This is a genomic window from Streptococcus peroris ATCC 700780 (genome assembly GCF_000187585.1).
In the GTDB taxonomy this organism is placed as follows: Bacteria; Bacillota; Bacilli; order Lactobacillales; family Streptococcaceae; genus Streptococcus; species Streptococcus peroris.
This window is the reverse complement of record NZ_GL732463.1, coordinates 1,498,582-1,522,200: the sequence shown is the minus strand read 5'-3', so window position 1 is coordinate 1,522,200 and position 23,619 is coordinate 1,498,582. Positions and strand designations below refer to the sequence as shown.

The following is a 23,619-nucleotide window of genomic DNA, read 5'->3' as shown; positions in this document are numbered from 1 at the left end:
TATTATGTTTTGGAATTTAGTTCGTTATGAATTTAAAAATGTCAATAAATGGTACCTTTCTCTCTACGGCGTTATCCTTGGAATTTCCGTTTTAATTGGTTACCAGTCTGGAGCTCTAGCCCAGTTAAAAAATGTCGATGACACCTTAATCTTTTTCTTTTTATCGCTTGTATTTGGTGGTTTGATGATCACGCTCTTTATCTCTACTCTCATTCTCATCATTCGGAGATTCAAGGGAAGTGTTTATGAGCGTCAAGGGTATCTGACACTGACACTTCCAGTATCTGAACACCATATTATTCTATCCAAACTCTTTGGTGCCTTTGTCTGGACCTTGCTTAGTTACATTGTTTTTGTAGCAAGCATCTCTATTATCATTTTCCTATCTCCTCTAGAAAAAGATTACATCTACATCTATCGTTTCTTCAGCATTCATTTATTTGAAGACTGGATTTACATCCCCTACCTTGTGTTCAATTCTGTCTTTGGTATCCTCTTGATTTATCTATCCATTTCCATTGGGCAACTCTTTAACGAATATCGTACAGCCCTTGCAGTTCTTGCTTACATTGTCATCAACATCATTTTAAGCTTTTTTGGAATTTTCTTCCGAATTGATAGTTTATTTGATTTGAATTTATATGGCAACAACTTTAATTGGTTTTTATACCTTCAAACAGTCAAAAACTTGATTTTATCTATCATTGCCTATGTTGGCACCTACTACATCTTGAAAAACAAGGTCAACCTTCAATAACCATAAAAAGTCTAGCAAACACTGTTTTGCTAGACTTTTCTTAATTTTTTTCATGTGAATTCTTTTACAAAAAAGAGTATAATAACTTTAATTGATTACTCTGATGAAAAGGGAGGGTTCATATCCATGCTAAGAAAATTTGTCACCAAAAAACACCTCACCCTGTATTTATTGTCAATTGTCATCACTTGGCTGGAAGCTATTATCACTCCCGCCTTAGTTCAGAATATCGTCGCTAGTTTTACCAATCAAGAGCTCAATCTCCTCTGGAAAGTACTTATCTTAGGGATTCTAGGAAACCTCATCCTTTTACTCGGCCTAGCTGGGAAACGATATTACTATGCACGAGTCATTACAGATTTCAAATTCGGAATGAAAAGTGCTATCTTTCATCGCTTTTTACATAGCTACCATATCTCTGAACAAGATATTTTATCTGATTTGGAAAATGATGTAAAGCAATTAGAAAACAACTACATCGAACCAACGGTTATCATCATTTCATCTATTGGTTTCACTTCAGTATCAATCATCTATGCCTTATGGACCAACTTCTATCTGGGATTGATCTTTATCCTCTTTTATTCCTTTCCTGTTCTCTGTAGCTCCATTGGTTCCAAACGATTAGATGCCCTGTCTGAAAATCGTTCTAAATCCAACCAGACTTATCTAGCTAGTTTAACCAACTTTATCGCAGGAAATCAACAAATCCGTCATTATCATGGACAGACTTTCTTTTTTAATCGCTATCAAGAGAAACTTAAATCCAGTCTAACTACAGAGATTGCCTATGAAAAGCAACGGACACTCAATAGTCTTGTGACTAACAGCATCGATGCCTTTTGCTCTGTCGCTCCAATTGTGATTGGTGGTTTCATGACCTACTATGGTCATCTCAGTGCTGCGAGCTTTGTAGCTATCTATCTCGTTTCCCACAACATAGGGTATCAGTTTCAAGAGCTAGCTTACTTCACCAACACCCGCAAATCTACCAACTACCTTCGCGAAAAATACCAGAAACTGTTAAATGAAAAGGACCCTAGCCTTCCACATCCAATCACAGATATTTACCCAATCCAATTACAAGAAATTAGTCTAGAAGCTGATGGACAAGCAATCCTAGCTCCGCTTTCACTGCATATCAAGCAAGGAGAAAAAATTGCTATCATTGGTGAAAGTGGTTCTGGAAAGACCAGCCTACTCAATCTTATCCATGGAGACCAGCAACCTACGCACGGGCACATCTCCTTTGCAGATCAAAGTCTTTCTCGAGAAGAAATTACTAGTGTTAGCTCCTACATCCTCCAGTCTAGTCATTATTTCAACAGCCTCTCTCTTGAAGAAAATATCACTCTCGGTGCTGTCAAAAATGTCTCTAAACTTGAATCCATTCTCAAACAGACTGGCTTAGATAGCTTAAAGCATAGAAATCTGAACGAAGATAGCTTATCTGGTGGTGAAAAACAACGGCTTGAAATTGCGCGTGCACTCTACCACAACAGCCGGTTGATCCTAGCAGACGAAGCCAAGGCTAATCTGGATTCAGAAAACAGTCAAAAAATCAGTGACCTCCTCTTTTCTCTACCTCAAACGGTTATCGAGGTTATTCACCATTATAACGATGAGGATTTAAAGCGCTATGATCAGGTCATCCATCTCTACAAAGCCGATAAAATCCCTAAACAATCCAAAAACTAAAATTGCCATTAACGACTGCATCAACTGTCTCATAAAAAATAAAAAAAGGCCGGAACATTGTTCCAGCTTTTTTAACTTAATATCAAACTTGCCACAATTGGACTAATAAAAACATACAGGATTCCTGTCACGCCAATGGCTAAACCTCCCATAGCTCCTGCAACAGCCCCATAGCGAAATGCTGTCCCTGTTCCAACTGCATGACCTGTTCCTCCCAGAGCAAGACCAGCAGCTACCGGATCATTAATTTTCAACCATTTCAAGAGTGTTGGCCCAATAACGCTAGTCAAAATACCAGTCGCTACCACGACTACCAAAGTAATTGTTGCTATCCCTTGTAACTTATCCGTAATTCCAACCGCCATGGCTGTGGTTACGGACTTTGGAAAAAGCGAAATCGCCAAGAAGAAATCCATACCGAAAAATTTGGCAACTAAAGCTGTAAAAACGGTATTTACAACAACCGCTAGGAAACTACTGAGTAGAATACTTCTAACATGGTGTTTCATGAGGTGAAAACTCTTATATAGTGGAATTCCTAAAGCTACTGTTGAGGGAACAATCAAGTTATTGAGATAGACCCCACCTTGATAATAGGCAACATAAGAAATACCAGTTAGTTTTAGAAAAACAATGATAAACAAAGTTGCTAGCAGCAAGGGAGTTGTCAGAGGATGAGGGTACCGTCTAAAGATAATCATGCCTCCAAGATAAGCCAAAATGGACAAGGCTATCCCAAAAAGTGGATTGGATACAAATTCGCTCATTTGGCACCTCTTTCTTCGTAATCTCCTTCGTAACGCTTTTTAATAAACTGAACTACAAGCGCAATCAAGATAATATTGATAACTGCCGCAAAAAAGACAATCAAGACAATGGGCAATAAATAAGGAGCAATCACATCAAATTTTTCCATAATCCCAACTGCAGGAGGCAGAAAGAGAATCGTCATATTAGCTAAGAGAAAATTCCCAACCATGTTGACATGTCGTACTCGCAACCACTTGAACTGCAAAGCTAGAAATAAAATAATCAATCCAATAATACTACCAGGAATTGGCAAGTGCAACAAAGTCGAAATCCCCTCTCCTATCAGAGAAATCACAAACAGAATCATTAACTGAACATATAACTTCATCGTATACTCCAAAAATAGACTTTCTGCATACCAGTTTACTCTTTTTTCAGAAAATTTCAAGGAAATACACAAGAAACACACTTCTTGCTATCGAATAAAAAAAGTTGTATACTGATTGCGTGCGCAAGCATCTTAGATGCGCGAATCTATTTACAACTATTATAGAGGAAAGGAGATTGATATGACTTACTTAGAAAAATGGTTCGACCTTCACCGCCGACAAGTAGAGTTAGAAGCTCTTTTAGAACAAACTATCGCTGAGAAAAGTGAACAAGGTCTAACACTCAAAGAATTCTACCTCTTGCACTTTTTAAATCAGGCCCAAGAAAAATCTTTAAGACAGATTGACCTGCCGGATAAACTCCATCTAAGCCCAAGTGCAGTATCGCGGATGGTGGCACGACTAGAAGCCAAAAACTGCGCTTTACTTAGCCGAAAATGCTGTGAGCATGACAAGCGAGCTAGTTTTATTTGCCTCACTAGTGAGGGTCAGACGACTCTTGCCTATCTACAAAAGGCTGTCGAAGAAAGCCTCGCAACAAAAGCAAGTTGGCTTTCCTAAAATTTTTTCAAAAAAGCTTGCGTGCGCAATCAATTTTCTTGACATTCCTTTTTCCAAGGAGTAAAATGAAGACATGATTTAGCAAAGGAGAATCCTATGATTGAAATCACTTATCTGGATGCCAGCAAGCAAGAGAAAACCATGACCTTCGAGTCATACGAAGAATTTGAACGTTCTCAACATGCCTGCCTGATTGGTGTCGCAGACTACTACCCTGTCCAAAAAGTAACCTACAAGGGACATGATTTGGACTACCATGGGACTTATGGAGATGTTTTCTTCTATCTCATGAAACAAGATTTAAGCCAATATAATTAAAAAGGAGAAATACTATGGCAAAAGCAATTACAGATGCAACATTTGAACAAGAAACTAAAGACGGATTGGTCTTGGTAGACTTCTGGGCTACTTGGTGTGGTCCATGTCGTATGCAAGGTCCAATCTTGGACAAATTGTCTGAAGAACTTTCAGAAGATGTCTTGAAGATTGTTAAAATGGACGTTGACGAAAATCCGAATACAGCTCGTGCATTTGGTATCATGTCTATCCCTACTCTTCTCTTCAAGAAAGATGGACAAGTTGTTAAACAAGTGGCTGGTGTTCACACAGCAGAACAAATCAAAGCTATCGTTGCTGAATTGAGCTAATCAAAGGAGAGACCAAATGCATTCATTTGGTCTCTTTTTTCTTGCCCTTTGCCATTTTTCAAATAATATGCTAGACTGTAACTAGAATATTACGATGTTTGGGACATGCCATCGCTAAAAAAAACCTCTACTTGGTATTTTTTAGCTCCCTCTAGGGAGCTTTTTGCGTGCTCTGAACATTTCCCATTTTGGAAGGAGTACTATGAAACGTCAATCAGCCTTGGTCGTATTTAGTGGCGGCCAAGATTCAACAACCTGCCTTTTCTGGGCCAAGCAACACTATGAAAGGGTCGAAGCCGTTACCTTTGCCTACGGTCAACGCCACCATTTAGAAATTCAAGTGGCCAAAGAAATCGCTGAGGAACAAGGAATTCATCATCATATCCTAGATATGTCTCTGCTAGGACAAATTACTGAAAATGCCTTGACTTCAGATTTAGAAATTGAGCAAAAAGAAGGAGAGGTTCCTAATACCTTCGTTGACGGTCGCAATCATCTCTTTCTGTCCTTTGCGGCAGTCCTTGCCAAGCAGCGTGGAATTACGGATATCGTGACAGGAGTGTGCGAAACAGACTTCTCAGGTTATCCTGACTGTCGGGATGTCTTTGTCAAATCACTCAATGTCACGCTCAACCTTGCTATGGATTACGACTTTGTGATCCAAACGCCTCTCATGTGGTTGGATAAGGCAGAAACATGGGCCTTGGCTGATCAACTCGGTGCATTTGATTACGTTCGAGAAAAAACCTTGACTTGCTATAACGGTATCAGAGGAGCTGGTTGTGGAGATTGTCCTGCCTGCCATCTACGTCAACATGGTTTAGAGGTTTATCTCTCGCAGAAAGGAGAGGCCTGATGTTTTTTGTCCCTAAAGAAATCAAACACGAAACTGGAGAATCGCTGGTCTATAATCCATACAGAACCATGGTTTCCAAAGAATTTACATTTGACGCTGCCCACCACCTCTTTCACTACGAGGGAAAATGTAAGTCTCTTCATGGTCATACCTATCATTTACAAATCGCTGTTAGCGGCTTTTTAGATGACCGTGGCATGACTTATGACTTCGGCGATATCAAACAAATCTATAAAAATCACTTAGAACCACATCTAGATCATCGTTATCTCAATGAAACCCTGCCTTACATGAATACGACAGCAGAAAATATGGTTTACTGGATTTTTAACACTATTCAGCAAGAATTACCTGATCAAAGGGGCTTGCGTTTGGAATATGTTCGCTTATACGAAACACCTTCTTCCTTTGCTGAATTTAGACGGGAGTGGTTACATGACTAAAGAGCGTGTCCTTAAACTTCCTGTTTTAGAAATCTTTGGTCCCACCTTTCAAGGTGAGGGACGAGCTATCGGTCAAAAAACCATGTTTGTTCGTACCGCTGGGTGCGACTATCATTGCGACTGGTGTGACTCTGCCTTTACTTGGGATGGTTCTGAAAAACCAACCCGCATGACCGCTGACGAAGTCATCGCTGCTTTAGATAAACTAGGAACATATGACTATGTCACCCTCTCTGGCGGAAATCCTGCTCTATTGGCAGCCAACATGGCTGAATTAGTCACAAAACTCAAAGAACGTGGCGTTACTCTTGCTGTTGAAACCCAGGGTTCACGTTGGCAAACTTGGTTGAAAGATATCGATCAAGTCACACTAAGTCCCAAACCACCTTCTTCCAAGATGGAGGTCAATTTTGAGACTTTAGACTTTATCGTCTCTCATCTAGACCCTGACAAGGTAACTTTCAAAATTCCCGTTTTTAATGAAGAAGACTTAGAGTTTGCAAAGGATATCCAAAAACGTTATAAGCCAGATGTTCTCTATCTATCAGCTGGAAATCCTGAGCCAAAGGCAACGGGAAACATTGTCCAAGATCAGTTAGATCGTTTAAAAGAACTCTGGGAACGCATTGCAGCTGACGATAGTTGGGGCAATGTTCGTGTCCTCCCACAACTCCATACCCTCCTCTACGACAATCAACGAGGCGTTTAAACAACTAGAAAGAAGATAGTATGTCACAACAAGAAGAAATGAAAAACCTGACCTTATTAGGAAACAAAGAAACCAACTACCATTTTGATTACCAGCCAGAGGTTCTAGAATCATTCGCGAACCGCCATGTCGATAATGATTACTTTATCAAATTTAACTGTCCTGAGTTTACCTCTCTTTGCCCTATTACAGCTCAACCAGACTTTGCAACCATCTATATCTCCTACATTCCAGATAAACTCTGTGTCGAGTCAAAATCCCTCAAGCTTTATCTATTTAGCTATCGCAATCACGGTGATTTCCACGAAAATTGCATCAATACGATTGGGAAAGACTTAGTCAAATTACTCGATCCCCGCTATTTAGAGGTTTGGGGCAAATTTACTCCACGTGGTGGAATTTCAATTGACCCCTACTACAACTACGGAAAAGCTGGCACCAAGTATGAAGGACTAGCCGAGCAAAGACTCTTCCAACACGACTTGTATCCAGAAAAGATTGATAATCGCTAAAAATATAGAAAAAGCCTTGCTCCTCAAAAAGAGGAACAAGGCTTTTTTATGATGATTATAAAGAAGCTAGAGTTTCATCTTTTTCTTCGGTTCCAAGAAGATTCTTAGCAACAAGAGCTGCAAGAACTCCACCAACGATTGGTGCAAGGATGAAAATCCAAACTTGTTGAAGAGCAGCGCCACCTACAAATACAGCAGGAGCTAAGCTACGAGCTGGGTTTACTGAAAGTCCAGTGATGTTCAACCCAACAAGGATCAAGGCTGTCAATGACAAACCAATCACCAAACCAGCGATAGATGGATTCCCCTTAGTTTCAGAAGTTACTGTCATGATGACCAAAACAAACAAGAAAGTAGCGATTGTTTCAAATAAGAAACCACCAAAAACAGTTACACCGTTTGCCAAGGCATTTTCACCTAGACTAGCAGTTGACATACCTGAGTTTGCCAAGAGGAAGAATACCGCACCAGAGGCAAGGAATGCTCCAACAACTTGTGCTAGGAGATAGTTTACAAGGTCTGATGATGACAAGCGTTTGTTTACAAACATAGCGATAGAAACAGCAGGATTCAAGTGAGCTCCAGAAATCGTTCCGATTGAATAAGCTGCTACTACGATAGCCAAACCAAAAGCAAGAGCGATTCCAAGGTGGCCGACACCTTCAACACCATGTCCAAAAACAACGGATCCTGTTCCGATAAACACTAGCATAAATGTACCGATTAATTCAGCAACAAATTTTTTCATGATAAGTCTCCTTTTATTTAAACTATGTTATAGTCTATCAAAAGAAGGAAAAGGTTTCAAGAAAAGTGCTTGGAAAATTGCAGTTCTTTGCACTTTTAGATACCCGAGGCTAGTCAGGACAAACAGCACCAAGGACGGTCAAGGAGCGTCGTTGGTGCTGTTTATTTGGTTGAGTTTATTCTGTATATTCAACATAACCTTTTTCTTGTAATTTAGCTGCAGCTTCACTAATTTTCACTGGTTTTGGTTTGGTCGCAGGAAATTGATTTGGATCGCGTCGATGTAACTCTTTCCAGTCAATAGTTTGGTAATTATATATTACGGTTTGAATGTATTCTCCATCTTTCTTCTTAACGGTAGACTTTATTCCAGTTACATCCTTATAAAGCTCTTGACTTTTGTTCAGAAGTTGAACAACCTCTTCTTCAGATTTGCCTAATCCTTTAGGGTTATAAAAATAAATACCCATCTGTTTATAGACGATGTCATCCTTGAAGTAGTAGATAAGAAATGTTGATCCACCTTTATCTATACGCTTGAATCTTTGTACACCGTCTTTTGGCAGATCTTCTGTTGTATTTTGTTTATTGGACGTTGGAGCAGTCGTAGTTGCTTCAGCTGCTTGTGTAGTCTCTGTTGCACTACTAGCTGAGTTGTTTTGTCCGCAAGCTGCAAGGGCGAAAACCGTTGATAGTAATACGAGTGATGTTTTTAAAGTTTTATTCATAGTGATTTGCTCCTCCCTCGATCACTCTTATTTTACTGTCGAACACAACCATTGTCAAGCAATTTTGGAACAACGTCACTATATTTTAAGATTGACGGATTACCATCTGGATATGTTTCAGGAGATCGCTTATGTAATTCTTTCCAAATTTCTTCCCGACTATAGCTTGGTTGGTCTTCCATCACTTTTCTTTGTAACTCTTGATACATCTCTAGCACCTCTGCTTTTCTAGTCACTGATCAAAAAGCCATTCATAGATAACTTTTTATTTCTTAAACATCAAATTTTTAATGAAAGAGAATATGGTACAAAATGAAGTAAAGCACAAGCAATACCAGTTCTACTTTCAGTTCAGTTTTGCAATCACGGCCTTCAACGGCTTTTTTGAAAATAGCTACAAATAATCCAAATATAATAACTGTCAACCATCCAAATATCATCAGCATAGGAATCACCTATCTTTCTATTGCCAACATCTTACTCTCCCAACTCTGAACTGTAGGCGATAATCTGATCAACCGTGTCAGACAAGAATTGGATGGTATCACGAAGTGGTTTATCTGTTGAAATATCTGCTCCGATAATCATGGCAGACTCAAGCGGTGTCTTGCTGCCACCTGACTTGAGGAAATCGAGCCAGTCTTGAGCTCCAGTCTCAGAGTTTTTCAGATGGAGGTACCCAGCAGTCGAGATGACTAATCCAGCTGAGTAAGTGTAGCTATATAAGCCCATATAGTAGTGAGCTTGGCGCATCCAAGTCAGAGCTGCATCGTCATCAATGTCAATAGCATCCCCCCAGAAGTCAGTCAAGACTTCCTTCATAATGCTGTTGAGCTTACTTGCTCCAAAGGTTTCACCCTCTTCAATCAATGTATAGACCTTACGTTGGAAGGCTGCCTCCAAGAGGTGGGTGATAAAGTTATGGAAGTAGGTGTCTGTCAAACGATGAGCAAGGGCAAAGCGTTTTTGACGTGGGTCATCAGATTGCTGTTCCAAGTAGTCGCTTAAAAGCAATTCATTGAAGGTTGATGGCGCTTCGACATAATAGGTCGACATATGGGTGTTAAAGTAGCTTTGATGATTATCCGAAAAGATAAATTGACCAGAATGTCCGATTTCATGAATCAAGGTATATACATCGCTCAGACGACCCGTCCAACTCATGAGGACATAAGGATGCACACGATAGGGATCTGCTGCATAGCCACCAGAATCCTTGCCGCTATTGGCAGCAAAGTCTACCCAGCGCTCTTCTTGGTAACGGGCAATTTCTTGACTGTATTCTAAACCGAGTGGTGCGACTGACTTCATGACCAAATCATAGGCATCGTCAATGGTCACTTCGGGATTGAGAGCACTATCCAAGTCTAATTTCCAGTCAGCAAAGGTCATCTTTTCAAGACCATTTACCTTGGCAACATGCTTGAGATATCGCTGAGCGACTGGCGCAAAGTCCTTCATGATGAGGTCAATCTGACGATCAAACATGGCACGATCCACTTCTTGCTCAGCCAAAAGATAGTCAAAGACTGAGTCATATCCCTTCATATCTGCCAACAATTTCTCAGACTTGACCTGAGAAAGATAGGCTGCTGCAGCCGTATTTTGGTGCTTGCGTAGTCCTTCTGAGAAGGAACGGAAGGATTTCTCACGGACTTCAGCATCCTCGTGGTTTTGATAGAAGTTTTCATAGGTCACAAAACTGTTTTTGTAGGTTTTTCCATGGGCTTCAAAGTCAGCCATTTCAAAATCCCCAGCTCGCATTTTAGTATAGATATCCTGTGGACTATAGAAAACTTCACCCAGATTGGTCAAGGCCTTTTCCACATCCGCCCCAAGATAGTGGGCTTTTTTGATCTTAGCTTGACGAATGGCTGCCGTCAAATGTGGTAAGTCACCCAAACGGTCCAATACTTCTTCATCTGCTTCTACCAAGGCGTCATCAAAGAAGGTTAAGGCTACGCTTGCATCTGTTTCAAAGTCCATCCCAGCTTGGGCGATATTGGCAAACTCCTCGTTGCTGTAGTCTGTCGTCTGAGGCATAAAGGCATAATTTCCGATATGGCTCATCTGGATGTAGATTTGTTCCAATTCCGCAAAGGCCTTCTCGAAATCCTCAAAAGTGTGCAGATTATCCTTGTAATCTCGGCTAAATTGATTGATGTCTTCGCGAGTCTTTTCAATTGCACGTAAGAAGTCCTCACGATCTTGGTATAGGGCTGTCAAATCCCAAAGTTCCTTTTCGGGAAATTCTGAACGGTGTTTTTGTTCCATTTTCTTCTTCCTATTTCTCTAATTCTAATAAAACACTAAGGGCTGATAAGGCGTAAAGTGGTGCTGTTTCTGCTCGTAAAATCCGAGGTCCAAGTCCCGCCAAGACAGCTCCTTTAGCTTCAAAAGACTCTATTTCTACAGGCGATAGACCACCTTCTGGCCCGAAGATAAAGAGCAATTTAGCTCCCTTTTCTAGTCCAGCAACTGCTTGTATAAGTGCTGCTGATTCACCTTCTTTTGCCGACTCTTCATAGGCCACCACAATGCGGTCAAACTGATCCAGTTGGGCTAAAAAGTCTGCTTTTTTCTCAAAAAGAGTTACTTCTGGGACAAGATTCCGCTTGCTTTGCTCTGCTGCTCCAAGGGCAATTTTTTCTAGTTTCTCGACTTTTTTCCCTAGTTTTTTACCGTCCCATTTAGCAACTGACCAATCGGCAGGGAAGGCCCAAATCTGGCTAGCGCCAAGTTCCGTCACCTTTTGAGTGATGAACTCCAGTTTATCTCCCTTGGGAAAGCCTGATGCGATTGTCACTTGGACTGGTAGTTCTACATTGTCAGCTAATTCTTCAACCAACTCCAACTGACGGGTTTCTACATTGACCACGCGCGCCAAGCGCTTAATGCCGTCATCAAAGACTAAAGTCACCTTATCATCCTCTTTCAAGCGCATAACCTGAAACATATGCTTGCTGGTTTCCTTGTCCTCGATGGTGACAGGGGAGATAGCACAGCCTTTTACAAAATACTGCTGCATGCTAACCTCCAATCACACCAGAGATGTCCTTGGTCTTCTTGAAGACACAGGCATTCCATTCTCCTTGGATCATGTGGGTTTCAAGGAAAAATCCAGCTGCTTCTGCTGATTCACGGACCATGTTCCACTTGTCCTTGATAATGCCACTCATAATCAGATACCCTTCATCTTTGACTAAACGATAAGCATCATCAGTCAGATGAATCAGGATATCCGCCAAGATATTGGCCACGATGACATCTGCCTCAATCTCCACACCCTTAAGCAAGTCTCCTGGGGCTACATGGATGTTTTCCATACCAGGATTGAGCTCAATATTTTCCTGAGCGACACGAACCGCCACATCATCCAAGTCATAGGCGAAGATTTCCTTAGCACCTAGAAGAGAGCTAGCAATGGAAAGAACCCCTGAACCAGTCCCTACATCTAGGACTGTTTCACCACCACGAAGAACCTGCTCCAAGGCATAAAGGCTCATCTTGGTCGTCGGGTGTGTTCCAGTCCCAAAGGCCATACCAGGATCTAACTTGATAATCTTTTCTCCCGCCGTCGCTTCATAGTCTGTCCATGACGGCACGATGGTCAGGTCATGGGTAATGCGAGCTGGTTCATAGTATTTCTTCCAGTTGTCCGCCCAGTCTTCCTCAGCCAAGGCAGTCGTGCCCATCTTGACCTCTCCTAGATCCATAAAGTCTGTCAATTCTGCTAAACGAGCCTGTAAGTCCGCTTCAACCGTTGCCACATCAACCGTTTCAGGATAGTAGGCTGTGATCACGATTTCTTCTTGTTGCTCCACCTCAGGGAAAATTTCACCGAAGCGGTCCACATTTCCTACATAGTCCATGCTGTCTTCGATTGCAACACCCTGGGCACCTAACTCGATCAAGAGATTGGAAACCAACTCCTCTCCCTCACGCTTGACTGTAACTTTTAACTCTTGCCATGTTTCCATCATTAAGATACCAAGCCCGTAAAACACAAAGCCAAAATAGGAAACTCTCTGAAGACACTTGTGTCTAAGAGAAGTTTATCTTTTTGGCACAGTGTTTAGGGCAGGTTCAGTTTAGAAATTTAACTGAACCGTCCTTTCTATTTCTCTATCAATTTTTTCATGTAGACCATATCCATGCCTTCTTTTTCAGGTTCGATATGAGTTTGACGATAGCTGTTTTTCTCGTAAAAAGCAACCATGCCTGCATCCTGTAACACCGTACACAAATCCCATTGTGTGATGGTTGGAAATTCTTTTTCCAGCAACCTCAGTCCCTCAGAACCATACCCTTTTCCTTGATACTTGGGCAAAATCGCTGCCGTTCCCAACCAAGCTTTCGTTAACTCGGCATTGGTCTGAACTCGTAAAAATCCGATGTTTTCTTCATCTTCTTTTACAAAGTAGTAATAGCTATTGGGACGCTCGACTAGTTTCCACTTAATGCGTTCACGGTCCTCCAGATAAGGATCGTATTCATCTTGGTATTTGTCATAAACTGCTTTAAAACAAGCTCTTTGAATTTCAATAACGGTTTCTAAATCCTCTGCTCCTGCTTGTTCAAGTCTTATCATAAACTTTCCTCCAAATAATCCCTCAATCTCCTCTGCAACTGAGGTACTGCCTGTTTAGAATTGAGAAATTCCTCAATAGGCATCAGTTGGTATCCCTGCCCCTCGTCTCCAAAGGTGATATTATCAAACTGCTCTTGTCTTAGCTGACCAACCATAAAGACCGATTGCTTGCCTTCAAAGATTACGCTAGGATAAATCTTGCTCCAAAGCAGGCAATCTTCATTTAAATGAATTCCCAGTTCTTCATAAACTTCACGCGCTGCGCACTCGAAAGGACTTTCGTTTCCTTCACGACCACCACCTGGCAACTCCCACATGTTGGGACAAGGGATATCGTCCTTGTCATCACGTAAGATAGTCAAGACCTTATCCCCACAAATCAAGGCAATCTTGCAACCTTGGAAATCAAACTTTTTATCAATACAATCTAAATTCATGATTATTCCCTCTTAATACCTTGGATAAGGGTAAAATTCTCCTTCTTCCAAACCGACTTTCCCTTCTTCAAAGACTTCTTGGTTCCATTCCATGACAAATTCTTCTGCTTCTGGGTCTTCCAAAAAGTCCATGAGGGCGTCTAGTCCAACCTCTGCAGTATCTTTAAGAAATAGCGCAAAATAAGCTAAAAATTCACGAGAAAAACCTTTCTTAGGCAGGTAAGGGATAATCGTCAAATAGTCTTCTGCATTAACTGTTGACTTGGCAGGATTGTAAAAAAGCACAGCTTCTTCAAAAAGGATATCATCTGACGAAACCTCTCCGTCTTCATCTAACATCTCCACCCCTGCAGCATTTTGTGCCTCTAACAGAAAACTCACTTCAACCGCATGATTGCGCTTGTCCCAGCTAATCTCATAATCAAAAGGAAAGTTCTTGTCCAACTCTTCCTGTAAAACATCTAAAAATCCATATGTTGCCATTTTGTCCTCTTTCTATACGACTCTTCAATCGCCCCGAATACTCGGAAATATGCTAAAATAGATACTACAATCTTACCATATTCGTATCAGAAAATCCATGTTAGAAAGGACTGCTATGCCAGACAATCTCGCGCTTCGTATGCGCCCCAAAACCATCGACCAGGTCATCGGTCAGGAGCATCTAGTTGGACCTGGCAAGATTATCCGCCGTATGGTGGAAGCCAATCGCCTATCCTCTATGATACTCTACGGACCTCCAGGCATCGGAAAAACCAGTATCGCTTCAGCCATCGCTGGAACGACTAAGTATGCTTTTCGGACCTTCAATGCGACAGTTGATAGTAAAAAACGTCTACAAGAAATTGCTGAGGAAGCTAAATTCTCAGGTGGCCTTGTACTGCTACTAGACGAGATTCATCGTCTTGATAAGACTAAACAAGACTTCCTCTTGCCTCTCTTGGAAAGTGGACTGGTTATCATGATCGGGGCGACAACTGAAAATCCTTTCTTTTCTGTCACGCCAGCTATTCGTAGCCGTGTTCAGATTTTTGAACTGGAACCTCTATCTAATCAAGACGTCAAAGAGGCCATTCAAATAGCCCTGACTGACCCTGAACGAGGTTTTGACTTCCCAGTAGAACTAGATGAGGATGCCCTTGATTTCATCGCAACCTCTACTAATGGTGACCTGCGTTCTGCCTTCAATTCGCTTGATTTGGCCGTTCTTTCTACTCCAGCAAAGGATAACGGTGTTCGCCACATCACGCTCGACATCATGGAAAATAGTCTTCAGAGAAGCTACATCACTATGGACAAAGATGGAGACGGACACTATGATGTTCTATCTGCCCTGCAAAAGTCCATCCGTGGCTCGGATGTGGATGCTAGTCTCCACTATGCTGCTCGCTTGATAGAAGCTGGTGATCTTCCTAGCCTAGCACGGCGTTTGACTGTGATTGCCTATGAGGATATTGGTTTGGCCAATCCTGAAGCTCAGATTCATACCGTAACTGCTTTGGATGCTGCACAAAGAATCGGCTTCCCCGAAGCTCGCATCCTCATTGCCAATGTTATCATTGATCTGGCACTTTCGCCCAAGTCTAACTCAGCCTACTTGGCTATAGATAAGGCCTTGTCTGACCTTAAAGCATCGGGGCATCTGCCGATTCCACGTCACTTGCGAGATGGTCATTACAGTGGAAGCAAGGAACTAGGGAATGCCCAAGACTATCTCTATCCTCATAACTATCCAGGTCACTGGATCAAGCAAGAATACCTACCAGAAAAAATCCGTGACCATCATTATTTCAAACCCGAAGATACTGGGAAATACGAAAAAGCCTTAGCTCAGCGAAAGGAAATCATTGACCATTTGCGAGAAGAATGAAATCCTTTCCAAAAATTTGCAATTCACTCTTGATTTTTTTTGAAAAAGTGGTATCATATAATCATAGAAACGCTGTGGTGTACGAACTCACACATAAGTGTTGACCGACTATTTTTGTATTATTAGGGAAACAAAAGTCTTCTAACAGCATGTAGGCCGTCTCACACGGAAACAGCTTCAGTTAGAGCGAGTTGCCCACCTGCTTAATTGCGCGGGTTCAATACAAACCGTGAAGTTTCGGCACCAATACAGCTTTTTATTTGCCTCCTTAGCTCAGTTGGTAGAGCAGTAGACTCTTAATCTATGGGTCACAGGTTCGAGCCCTGTAGGGGGCATCTAAATCAACAGGAAAAAGCCTTGATAACCAAGGCTTTTTTGCTTGTCTATAACTGATTTGCCCCATCATTTGCCCCACATTTTTAATGAATACAAATAAGCGCGCTTTATGACAAAGCTCGCTTTTTCTGTTATAAAAGAAATAACTTATTTTCTAGTTTTTAGATAAATCCTCTCTCCAAATATCCTTGACGGTCACATCTCCCCAATTCTTCTGGCAAATTACGGTCTCTCAAGTTTACCGATCCCCCACTCGTGCTTCAAAGTGGGCTGGTTTATCGTCTACATTGGTGATTGCGAATCTCCACGTTTTCTGAAAGCACCGTAAATTCTCCACCCTAAAAGAAAGAGAATGACAGCTAACGAACGGAACACTATTTGCTGGAACAAATGCTCTAGAACAGTTTGTTTCATTTGTTCTACAACTGCATATAATCGCTTTTTAGCTTCCTCCGAACGTTGTTCCCAAACGTTCACTGAAGAACCTGTGCTACTTTCAATCACAGCTTGATTTTCACCTGCTAATTTCAAATATCTCCCAGCATGATACAACCGCTTTTCCCCATTTAACCAACTAATTTCAACACGCTTGTCTCCTTGTAATCTATTATTGTAACTGATGGATACCGCTTGATTCTCAGAAGAAATCTTACTTTCAATTTGATTATAGTCATCCACCACATAGATAAGACCGATGTTCTTTCCATTTTCTTTTGAGGGCACTAGATGAATATGCTTATCAAGAGCATGCCAATCCTGATCATTTTTATCTTGAATCCATTGAACCATACTACTATTCACATCCATCTTAGAAAATGAAATATATTGGTAGATTGGCTTCAAAATGAACAAGAAAAGATAAACAAGAAAAACGAGTGAACAAAAGATAAATTTGTGTTTATTTTTCATTTACTTCTCCTAATTTGAGCGTCCGTCACAATACATTTAGCCCTCATTATAACGCAAACTAAATAAGGGATTAGATAAAAAAATTGTTCTCAAAGTCTTCTAGCTATTAGGAACAAGCTTCAAAATGAGAATCCTACTCTTCATATTCTGGGTGTTTGCGTACATAGCGAGCCGCATAAACCGCATCTACCATGACAGCTGGCAGGGTCAAAGTAAATAAAATTCCCAATAAAACACCAAAAGCAATCTGAATATAACCTGTTAGGAGGGCGGGAATGATTGTTGCCCCAGCAAAAGCTATTGCAAAATTATTCCACCATATTTTCTTTCTACTTCCCCCTTTTACTTGATTAAAGGCCCAGACTTTCCCCTGATTCTTTGGGAGATAGTACCAAGCATAGAGGCCACAAGCAAAGATAAAAAGAAGTAATATAAAGATAACATAAAATGGAGTGAGAGGGGATTGATATATCTCCTTAGCTCCTATAGGACTGCCGTCTGAAATAACCATTAATAAACCAATAAAATCTAAACCTATCACTAAGCTTAACACTGTGAGGGCTATTAAATGATATATTAAAGCCTTCCACGTGTTTACCAAATAGGGAATAAAAGAAATGATAATACCAAATATATTCACAACACCGCAAAGCAAAGAAAGCCCTTTAAAGATACCTAGATTATCTTCATAACTTCCAACCAAATACATAAAACCGCTCAATGCCAAACCAATCCATGGATATAACTTAATATAACCTAAACTAACGCCATGTGTGATCAAAGGGCCGTGGTAGCGTTCTTCGATCACTGCTTTCTTTTTCTTTGAAGATTTTGACATCAATATACCTTCTTATCTGTTCTGAATAACATTTTAATACTAGTATACCATAAACCAACTTACTAGGTCATAGAATAGCTAATAGCTACATCCTGCTAAAAGGTTGACAGAACTTCGCTCTATAGGATATGATGGGAATACCTAGAAATTTAACTCTGCATGATCTTTACTCCTTCAACTGGAAAAGCGTTGGTGAGTTCAATTCTATATTTGGAGGTCCCTATGAAAATCTATTATTCAAAACTTATCGGTGGTGGCTATCTACTCTTTGCATCGGGTGTATTTTTTCAATTTTTCTTTTTTCTCGCGCATGGATTGATCGACTTTTCTCAACTGAGTCTTCTCACAGTGGTTCCAACCATTCTCTTTTTCGCTGCTATCTATTCAACGATTGCAGGTATCAAAAGACTGACTAGTCGCAGAGTCTCCTTTGAATTCACCTTTGCAGGTATTTCTGTCTATCCTGGACTCTTCTCCTCAAAAGAAATCTTCATTCCAAAAGAAGAATTACTGCGAGCATCTTATGTTGAAGTGGATGTTAGCGACCCTGATCATGTCAACAGCAAGGTTTGCTATTTAGATTTTGACCTCAGAGAGGTCACCCAGCTAGAAGATATTTCTAAGTCAAACATCATCATCAATACAAGCACCTTGAAACTACGTTTCTTCGTTAGCCTCTGTCGATTTAGAGAGGAAGAAAAAGCAGAATTAGCGAGCTATCTCAAAGAAAACTACGGCATTGATTTCTTATATTAGCAAGTAAAAAAGCCCTAATGTAGGGCTTTTTGTGTTGTTAGCGATTCACCACTTGCGTATAAAAGCTGGCTGGCTTGTCGTCTACATTTGTTACGGTGATGGTGTAGGGCTTGCTTTTGGTTGCATCAAAAACTTTTTTACCTAGATAGCTGTCCACTATCCCATCTTCTACCAATTGAATATCCTGTTGATTGTTGGAAAGCTCAGTACCATCATTACCAGAATTGCCTAACTGGATGATTTTATTTTCTTTTACTTCAAAATACAGGCCACTGAATTGTTCAGACCAAACATCTCTTCCAGATAATTTGATTTTTTGATCATCCTTCTTTTCTAAAATCAATTCTGAACTATACTCTAGTTGGTCTGTCTTAGGACGGACACGGATTGTTACACTTTGCCCAGGTTGCAGAGTGTGATTGTAGGCATTTTTGACTGAAAAATATAAAAGAGCAACACCTACGAGGACTGCCGTAAGTAATAGATTACAACCAAGCCTCCAATTTGCTTGTTTTTTTGAAGACATCTTCTCCTCCTTCATTGACAAGATGGATGCCAATTCAGTAGTAACTATCTTTCTCCTCTACTTACCTTTCTCATCCTTAATAGATAAACATGGCATCGCCAAAGCTAAAGAAACGATATCTTTCCTCAATCGCGTGTTGGTAGGCTTCGAGAACCAATTCACGGCCCGCAAAGGCTGAAACTAGCATCACCAAGGTAGACTTGGGCAAATGGAAGTTGGTAGAAAAAGCATCTACCACTTTCCAGTCATAACCCGGCTTGATAAAGATATTGGTCCAGCCAGAGTCGGCCTGGATTTGCCCATCAAACTTGCTTCCGATGGTTTCTAGCGTACGGATAGAGGTTGTTCCAACGGCAATCACACGGCCACCATTTTCTTTGATCTGACGCAAGGTCGCTGCAGCTTCCTCAGACAATTGATAAAACTCTGAGTGCATCTCATGCTCATCCAAATTATCTACTGTAACAGGTCTAAAGGTCCCAAGTCCAACGTGCAAGGTCAGGTAGACTAGGTGAACGCCTTTTTGCTGGATTTCTTCTAGTAATTCCTTGGTAAAATGCAAACCAGCTGTTGGGGCAGCAGCTGACCCACTCTCCTTGGCATAGACGGTTTGATAACGCTCTTGATCATCCAACTTTTCGTGGATATAAGGAGGCAAAGGCATTTCTCCAAGGCTTTCAAGCACTTCTAGGAAAATTCCTTCATACTCAAAGCGGACAATACGACCGCCATGAGTTAATTCCTCAGTCACGACTGCGCTAAGTCGACCATCCCCAAAGATAACACGGGCGCCGACCTTAAGACGTTTGGCAGGTTTTGCTAACACTTCCCACTCATCACCAACAGTATTTTTCAAAAGCAAGAGTTCAACGTGGCCTCCTGTTTCTTCCTTTTCTCCATGGAGACGAGCAGGTAGGACACGGGTATCATTCATAACAAGGGCATCGCCAGGTTCTAGCATCTCAATGATTGAGTGAAAATGGCGATCTTGAAATTCCCCTGTTTTACGGTTAACAATCAAAAGTCTGGATGCATCCCGCTGTTCCAACGGTGTCTGAGCAATCAGTTCCTCAGGTAAATCAAAATCAAAATCATTGGTATTCATTATAATTTTTCAGTCCATTTCTCTATTATTCTTAGCTATCAAAGCGGATTTCTTCCAGTAGATAGTCAATAAAGCGTTCCCCCATCTTAGATAGGCTCGTCTTTTCATGCTGGATATAAACCAGCTCAATGGAATCATCAATATCAAGTGGAATGGAAACGATGTTGTCCCCATTGAGGTTGCTATTCAGAATCCCTGTCGCGATAGTATAACCGTCCAAACCAATCAAGAGGTTAAACAAGGTCGCACGGTCACTAACAACGATGGATTTCTTGTGGTGTTCCTGAGACAAAATCTCTTCTGAGAAATAGAAGGAATTATGGGTACCTTGGTCATAGCTCAAATATGGGAAGTCTTCTAAGTCTGCCAACTGTACCTTGTCTTTTTTAGCAAGGGGATTGGTCTTACTTACAAATATATGGGGTTGTGCTGTAAAGAGATGGTGGGCAACTAGATGGTTGTCATCCAACATCTTAGAGAGGACATCTCGGTTATAGCTATTTAAAAAGAGGACTCCTACTTCACTTCGGAAGTTCTTGACGTCATCGATGATTTCCCAAGTTCTGGTTTCACGCAAAAAAAGCTCATACTTTTCCATATCGCTTTTCTTAAGCAAGGAAACAAAAGCATTAACCACAAAAGCATAGTGCTGCGAAGACACACTAAAAAGCTCGCGATGAGCGATGGGGTTCTTATAGCGTTCTTCTAAAAGTTGAGTTTGCTCGACAACCTGACGGGCATAGGATAAAAACTCCATCCCATCACGTGTGAGGGTAATTCCCTTGGGATTGCGGATAAAAATCTCAATCCCCATCTCATTTTCTAGGTCACGAACGGCATTTGATAGACTCGGTTGTGTAATGAAAAGTTGCTTGGCAGCCTCATTCATCGAACCTGTCTCTACGATTTTGATAATATAGTGTAATTGTTGAATTCTCATGCTTTTATTGTACCATACTTGACGCAATATAAAAAGAACCAGTAACTGTATGCCCTATTATGCTCTGTGAATATTAAAAGAGGTCGGAACAGTTCCAACCTCTTTTATCTTCATTGTTAACTAAGCTTTCAAATCGAAACTTAGCTTCCTCTTTCCCAGAAGATGGCTAACAAAATCATGGCACCAAGAACTGATGGGATAATGGCTGTACCGTTTAGGCTTGGCCCCCAAGCACCAAAGATTAATTGTCCTATAAAGGCTCCAATCCAACCGAGAAACATTTTCCCAAAGCATCCCATACGTTCTCCACGATTGGTAATAGCTCCAGCTAGTAGTCCGATTAAAAGGCCGACAAACATACTTCCAAGCATAGTTTCTCCTTAATTTGCCCAATCTCCATTGCGGAAGAGTGGTACGCGTGTTCCATCCTCACGGATACCGTCGATATCCATTTGGTTAGAACCAATCATAAAGTCAACGTGCACATCTGAACGGTTGAGCCCTGCAGTCGCAAGCTCTTCTTCACTCATCTCTGCTCCACCTACAACGCTAGTTGCATAGGCTGCACCGATAGCCAAGTGGTTCGAAGCATTTTCATCGAAAAGAGTGTTAAAGAAAGTAATACCTGACTGAGAAATTGGACTTGGATCTGGTACCAAGGCACATTCACCCAAGGCACGCGCACCAGCATTTTTAGAAACTAGATCTTTCATGACCTGATCACCTTTTTTAGCAGTGATATCAACGATTTGACCATCCTTGAAGGTTACCTTAATGCCTTCGATGATATTTCCATTGTAGCTAAGCGGTTTTGTAGACGTTACATAACCATCTGCGCGACGGAAGTCAGGAGCTGTAAAGACCTCTTCTGTTGGCATATTTGGCAAGAATCCTTCGCCTTGAGCATTGATAGCTCCGGCAGATTCCCACACGTGGTTCTTAGGCAAGCCAAGTGTCAAGTCTGTTCCAGGAGCTGTGTAGTGAAGAGCTGAGAATTGCTCTTTATTGAGCATTTGAGCCTTGCTCTTCAAGATAGCTGCATGTTCTTCCCAAGCTTTAACGGGATCTTCTTCGTAGACACGACAGGTCTTAAAGATTTGGTCCCAAAGGAGGTCCACTGCCTCTTCATCACTTGCTGCATTTGGAAATACCTTCTTAGCCCACTCGAGTCCAGCTGCGGCTGCTACAGTCCAGCTAACTTTGTTGGATTGAGTTGCAATACGCATTGGCTTCATCGCAATTCCCATCGCTTTAGCAGAAGCTGAGAGTTTTTCAGCGTCCACTCCGTTCAAGGCACCTGGATCAGACGAACGGACCCCAAGGCGACTTGCTTTATGCTCCAAGAGGTAGTTCATTTCAGCAATCTTATAGTCTGGTACATTGTCCAAACGCTCCATTGGCGCATGGAGAAATTTCTCACGGTTGACGAGATCATCTGTCCATTGGACAATAACTTCATGTGCACCAAGGGCATAAGCTTCTTTGACGATTAAATGAGCCAACTCGCGTTGTTCCACATCGATAGAGAGAGCTAAAGTGTGACCAGGTTGCACATTGATTCCATTTGCAACCAATAATTTGGCATATTTTTCTAGATTTTCTTTAAAATTTGGTAAAACCATCCATCTTTCCCTTTTCTATTAGTTTATTTTTCATTCAAAGCAGCAAACAAGCCTGCTAAAGCAATAGCGCCAGACAAGAGTGCTGTCGATAAAATGATTGTTTCATCTGCAAGCTCTAGCTGATAGTCAAATACCTTTTCAGCCGGCTTATCTTCTGCAAAAATTCTGAGTTTCATCTTGAACTCCTTAAAATATATTAAAATAAATCACTATGACTTCCTGTCCTCAGCAAGTTTAAAATTACTTCCGACTTGTCTACTTTATAGACCAAAAGCCAATCTGGTTGGATATGACACTCACGAACCCCTTGAAAATGTTTGGACGTCGTCAATTGATGGTCGCGATATCTAGCAGGAAGTTCTTTTTCTTGAACTAGAAAATTCAATACTTCTTCTAATAATTCTGCCTTCAACCCACGCTTCATAGCCAACTTAAAATCTTTTTTAAACTGTTTATGGTAACGAATCTTAAGCACGCAAGTCCTCCATCAAGTCTGAGACAGATTCAAAAGACTGACTCATATTACGATTTTGGTCTACATCCGTTAATACTTGGAGCAATTTCTGATTCTCATCAAGCCTAACATCAAAAGGCAAACCTTGATATTGAATAGCCTGACGAAGGAAAATGTTGATAGCTGTCGTCATATCCATTCCTAAATGATTAAAAACCTGTTGGGCCTGCTCCTTAACCTCACTATCCAGACGGATGCTCATACTCGTCTTTGGCATATTCTCACCTTCTTTCTATTTATTATTTTAACAAAAAAGACGGCTAATGTAAACTCATTGGATATACAATGGATAGCTATAAGCCAAAATATAGTAAAGAAATAAAATTAATGTCCCAAATATGGGAGATCTCAGCCTGAGTTTTAGTTTTAGAATATAAT

At 41.0% G+C, this 23,619-nt stretch carries 31 protein-coding genes and 1 tRNA gene; 12 read left to right on the top strand and 20 right to left on the bottom strand.

Annotated elements, in window-relative coordinates; genetic code table 11:
- Window positions 1-4 precede the first annotated feature (4 nt).
- Together HMPREF9180_RS09370 and gggC are read left to right on the top strand one after the other, a co-directional pair.
- Entirely contained in the window at window positions 5-757 is a 753-nt protein-coding gene (locus HMPREF9180_RS09370; RefSeq protein WP_006146304.1) for a hypothetical protein, read from the top strand.
- A 126-nt stretch (window positions 758-883) separates the two neighbouring features.
- The gene (gene gggC, locus HMPREF9180_RS09365; protein WP_025168779.1) at window positions 884-2,455 is read left to right on the top strand and encodes a streptosactin export ABC transporter GggC; all 1,572 of its coding nucleotides are present in this window, start codon (window positions 884-886) and stop codon (window positions 2,453-2,455) included.
- Window positions 2,456-2,526: 71 nt separating this feature from the next.
- Here the strand turns inward: gggC and HMPREF9180_RS09360 are convergent, their stop codons facing one another.
- Window positions 2,527-3,222 carry an LrgB family protein gene (locus tag HMPREF9180_RS09360; protein ID WP_006146302.1) on the bottom strand — a complete coding sequence of 232 codons (696 nt, stop codon included), beginning with the start codon at window positions 3,220-3,222 and terminating at the stop codon, window positions 2,527-2,529.
- Window positions 3,219-3,593, bottom strand: a complete 375-nt coding sequence (locus HMPREF9180_RS09355; RefSeq protein WP_025168778.1) for a CidA/LrgA family protein — start codon at window positions 3,591-3,593, stop codon at window positions 3,219-3,221. Before HMPREF9180_RS09355 ends, HMPREF9180_RS09360 begins: the two co-directional genes overlap by 4 nt.
- A 181-nt stretch (window positions 3,594-3,774) precedes the next feature.
- On the opposite strand from HMPREF9180_RS09355, the gene HMPREF9180_RS09350 reads away from it, so the two are divergent.
- From HMPREF9180_RS09350 to queF, 7 genes are all read left to right on the top strand, one after another.
- Entirely contained in the window at window positions 3,775-4,155 is a 381-nt protein-coding gene (locus HMPREF9180_RS09350) for a MarR family winged helix-turn-helix transcriptional regulator (RefSeq protein WP_025168777.1), read from the top strand.
- Window positions 4,156-4,251: 96 nt separating this feature from the next.
- Complete coding sequence (locus tag HMPREF9180_RS09345) at window positions 4,252-4,473, top strand: DUF4649 family protein (RefSeq protein WP_006146299.1); 222 nt, start codon at window positions 4,252-4,254, stop codon at window positions 4,471-4,473.
- 14 nt (window positions 4,474-4,487) lie between these two features.
- Window positions 4,488-4,802 (top strand): thioredoxin, encoded by a 315-nt coding sequence (gene trxA, locus HMPREF9180_RS09340; RefSeq protein ID WP_001029581.1) that lies wholly within the window; start codon window positions 4,488-4,490, stop codon window positions 4,800-4,802.
- 202 nt (window positions 4,803-5,004) lie between these two features.
- Window positions 5,005-5,658: a 7-cyano-7-deazaguanine synthase QueC gene (gene queC / locus HMPREF9180_RS09335; protein ID WP_006146298.1), complete on the top strand. Its 654-nt coding sequence runs from the start codon at window positions 5,005-5,007 to the stop codon at window positions 5,656-5,658.
- The gene (gene queD, locus HMPREF9180_RS09330) at window positions 5,658-6,101 is read left to right on the top strand and encodes a 6-carboxytetrahydropterin synthase QueD (protein WP_006146297.1); all 444 of its coding nucleotides are present in this window, start codon (window positions 5,658-5,660) and stop codon (window positions 6,099-6,101) included. The genes queC and queD overlap by 1 nt, the downstream gene beginning before the upstream one ends.
- A complete protein-coding gene (gene queE / locus HMPREF9180_RS09325) occupies window positions 6,094-6,810 on the top strand; it encodes a 7-carboxy-7-deazaguanine synthase QueE (RefSeq protein WP_006146296.1) in 717 nt (238 codons plus the stop codon). Before queD ends, queE begins: the two co-directional genes overlap by 8 nt.
- A gap of 20 nt (window positions 6,811-6,830) precedes the next feature.
- Window positions 6,831-7,322: a preQ(1) synthase gene (gene queF, locus HMPREF9180_RS09320; protein WP_006146295.1), complete on the top strand. Its 492-nt coding sequence runs from the start codon at window positions 6,831-6,833 to the stop codon at window positions 7,320-7,322.
- A gap of 55 nt (window positions 7,323-7,377) precedes the next feature.
- Here the strand turns inward: queF and HMPREF9180_RS09315 are convergent, their stop codons facing one another.
- The 8 genes from HMPREF9180_RS09315 to HMPREF9180_RS09275 form a co-directional block, all read right to left on the bottom strand.
- On the bottom strand, window positions 7,378-8,070 hold the full coding sequence (locus tag HMPREF9180_RS09315; RefSeq protein WP_006146294.1) for an MIP/aquaporin family protein: 693 nt from the start codon (window positions 8,068-8,070) through the stop codon (window positions 7,378-7,380).
- A 175-nt stretch (window positions 8,071-8,245) separates the two neighbouring features.
- Entirely contained in the window at window positions 8,246-8,797 is a 552-nt protein-coding gene (locus HMPREF9180_RS09310; protein WP_006146293.1) for a DUF1307 domain-containing protein, read from the bottom strand.
- Between the two features lie 477 nt (window positions 8,798-9,274).
- Window positions 9,275-11,071, bottom strand: coding sequence for an oligoendopeptidase F (gene pepF / locus HMPREF9180_RS09300; protein ID WP_006146290.1), 1,797 nt, complete (start codon window positions 11,069-11,071; stop codon window positions 9,275-9,277).
- 10 nt (window positions 11,072-11,081) lie between these two features.
- Entirely contained in the window at window positions 11,082-11,825 is a 744-nt protein-coding gene (locus HMPREF9180_RS09295; RefSeq protein ID WP_006146289.1) for a 16S rRNA (uracil(1498)-N(3))-methyltransferase, read from the bottom strand.
- 1 nt (window position 11,826) lies between these two features.
- Window positions 11,827-12,777 (bottom strand): 50S ribosomal protein L11 methyltransferase, encoded by a 951-nt coding sequence (gene prmA / locus HMPREF9180_RS09290; RefSeq protein ID WP_025168775.1) that lies wholly within the window; start codon window positions 12,775-12,777, stop codon window positions 11,827-11,829.
- 137 nt (window positions 12,778-12,914) lie between these two features.
- Window positions 12,915-13,388, bottom strand: a complete 474-nt coding sequence (locus HMPREF9180_RS09285; RefSeq protein WP_006146287.1) for a GNAT family N-acetyltransferase — start codon at window positions 13,386-13,388, stop codon at window positions 12,915-12,917.
- Entirely contained in the window at window positions 13,385-13,825 is a 441-nt protein-coding gene (locus HMPREF9180_RS09280; RefSeq protein WP_006146286.1) for an NUDIX hydrolase, read from the bottom strand. The genes HMPREF9180_RS09285 and HMPREF9180_RS09280 overlap by 4 nt, the downstream gene beginning before the upstream one ends.
- Window positions 13,826-13,837: 12 nt before the next feature.
- Window positions 13,838-14,308, bottom strand: coding sequence for a DUF3013 family protein (locus HMPREF9180_RS09275; protein ID WP_006146285.1), 471 nt, complete (start codon window positions 14,306-14,308; stop codon window positions 13,838-13,840).
- 115 nt (window positions 14,309-14,423) lie between these two features.
- Between HMPREF9180_RS09275 and HMPREF9180_RS09270 the strand changes: the two genes are divergently transcribed.
- Together HMPREF9180_RS09270 and HMPREF9180_RS09265 are read left to right on the top strand one after the other, a co-directional pair.
- Window positions 14,424-15,695, top strand: coding sequence for a replication-associated recombination protein A (locus tag HMPREF9180_RS09270; protein WP_025168774.1), 1,272 nt, complete (start codon window positions 14,424-14,426; stop codon window positions 15,693-15,695).
- 262 nt (window positions 15,696-15,957) lie between these two features.
- Window positions 15,958-16,030: transfer RNA gene (locus HMPREF9180_RS09265), tRNA-Lys, on the top strand.
- Between the two features lie 283 nt (window positions 16,031-16,313).
- Here HMPREF9180_RS09265 and HMPREF9180_RS09260 read toward each other — a convergent pair.
- Together HMPREF9180_RS09260 and HMPREF9180_RS09255 are read right to left on the bottom strand one after the other, a co-directional pair.
- A complete protein-coding gene (locus HMPREF9180_RS09260; RefSeq protein WP_006146283.1) occupies window positions 16,314-16,940 on the bottom strand; it encodes a hypothetical protein in 627 nt (208 codons plus the stop codon).
- Window positions 16,941-17,073: 133 nt separating this feature from the next.
- A complete protein-coding gene (locus HMPREF9180_RS09255; protein WP_006146282.1) occupies window positions 17,074-17,778 on the bottom strand; it encodes a hypothetical protein in 705 nt (234 codons plus the stop codon).
- Window positions 17,779-18,000: 222 nt separating this feature from the next.
- Here HMPREF9180_RS09255 and HMPREF9180_RS09250 point away from each other — a divergent pair, with 222 nt between their 5' ends.
- A complete protein-coding gene (locus tag HMPREF9180_RS09250) occupies window positions 18,001-18,534 on the top strand; it encodes a hypothetical protein (protein WP_025168773.1) in 534 nt (177 codons plus the stop codon).
- A gap of 37 nt (window positions 18,535-18,571) precedes the next feature.
- Here HMPREF9180_RS09250 and HMPREF9180_RS09245 read toward each other — a convergent pair whose 3' ends face one another.
- The 8 genes from HMPREF9180_RS09245 to HMPREF9180_RS09210 all read right to left on the bottom strand — a co-directional run bounded on the left by HMPREF9180_RS09245 (window position 18,572) and on the right by HMPREF9180_RS09210 (window position 23,458).
- Window positions 18,572-19,060 carry a hypothetical protein gene (locus HMPREF9180_RS09245; RefSeq protein ID WP_025168772.1) on the bottom strand — a complete coding sequence of 163 codons (489 nt, stop codon included), beginning with the start codon at window positions 19,058-19,060 and terminating at the stop codon, window positions 18,572-18,574.
- Between the two features lie 76 nt (window positions 19,061-19,136).
- Window positions 19,137-20,165 (bottom strand): tRNA preQ1(34) S-adenosylmethionine ribosyltransferase-isomerase QueA, encoded by a 1,029-nt coding sequence (gene queA, locus HMPREF9180_RS09240; RefSeq protein WP_006146279.1) that lies wholly within the window; start codon window positions 20,163-20,165, stop codon window positions 19,137-19,139.
- 31 nt (window positions 20,166-20,196) lie between these two features.
- On the bottom strand, window positions 20,197-21,105 hold the full coding sequence (locus HMPREF9180_RS09235; protein WP_006146278.1) for a LysR family transcriptional regulator: 909 nt from the start codon (window positions 21,103-21,105) through the stop codon (window positions 20,197-20,199).
- Between the two features lie 140 nt (window positions 21,106-21,245).
- Window positions 21,246-21,476, bottom strand: coding sequence for a GlsB/YeaQ/YmgE family stress response membrane protein (locus HMPREF9180_RS09230; RefSeq protein ID WP_006146277.1), 231 nt, complete (start codon window positions 21,474-21,476; stop codon window positions 21,246-21,248).
- Window positions 21,477-21,485: 9 nt separating this feature from the next.
- Window positions 21,486-22,727: an aminopeptidase gene (locus tag HMPREF9180_RS09225; RefSeq protein ID WP_006146276.1), complete on the bottom strand. Its 1,242-nt coding sequence runs from the start codon at window positions 22,725-22,727 to the stop codon at window positions 21,486-21,488.
- 23 nt (window positions 22,728-22,750) lie between these two features.
- The gene (locus HMPREF9180_RS10350; protein ID WP_006146275.1) at window positions 22,751-22,903 is read right to left on the bottom strand and encodes a hypothetical protein; all 153 of its coding nucleotides are present in this window, start codon (window positions 22,901-22,903) and stop codon (window positions 22,751-22,753) included.
- 20 nt (window positions 22,904-22,923) lie between these two features.
- Window positions 22,924-23,202: a type II toxin-antitoxin system RelE/ParE family toxin gene (locus tag HMPREF9180_RS09215; RefSeq protein WP_006146274.1), complete on the bottom strand. Its 279-nt coding sequence runs from the start codon at window positions 23,200-23,202 to the stop codon at window positions 22,924-22,926.
- Window positions 23,195-23,458 (bottom strand): type II toxin-antitoxin system RelB/DinJ family antitoxin, encoded by a 264-nt coding sequence (locus tag HMPREF9180_RS09210; protein ID WP_006146273.1) that lies wholly within the window; start codon window positions 23,456-23,458, stop codon window positions 23,195-23,197. Before HMPREF9180_RS09210 ends, HMPREF9180_RS09215 begins: the two co-directional genes overlap by 8 nt.
- Window positions 23,459-23,619: the final 161 nt, after the last annotated feature.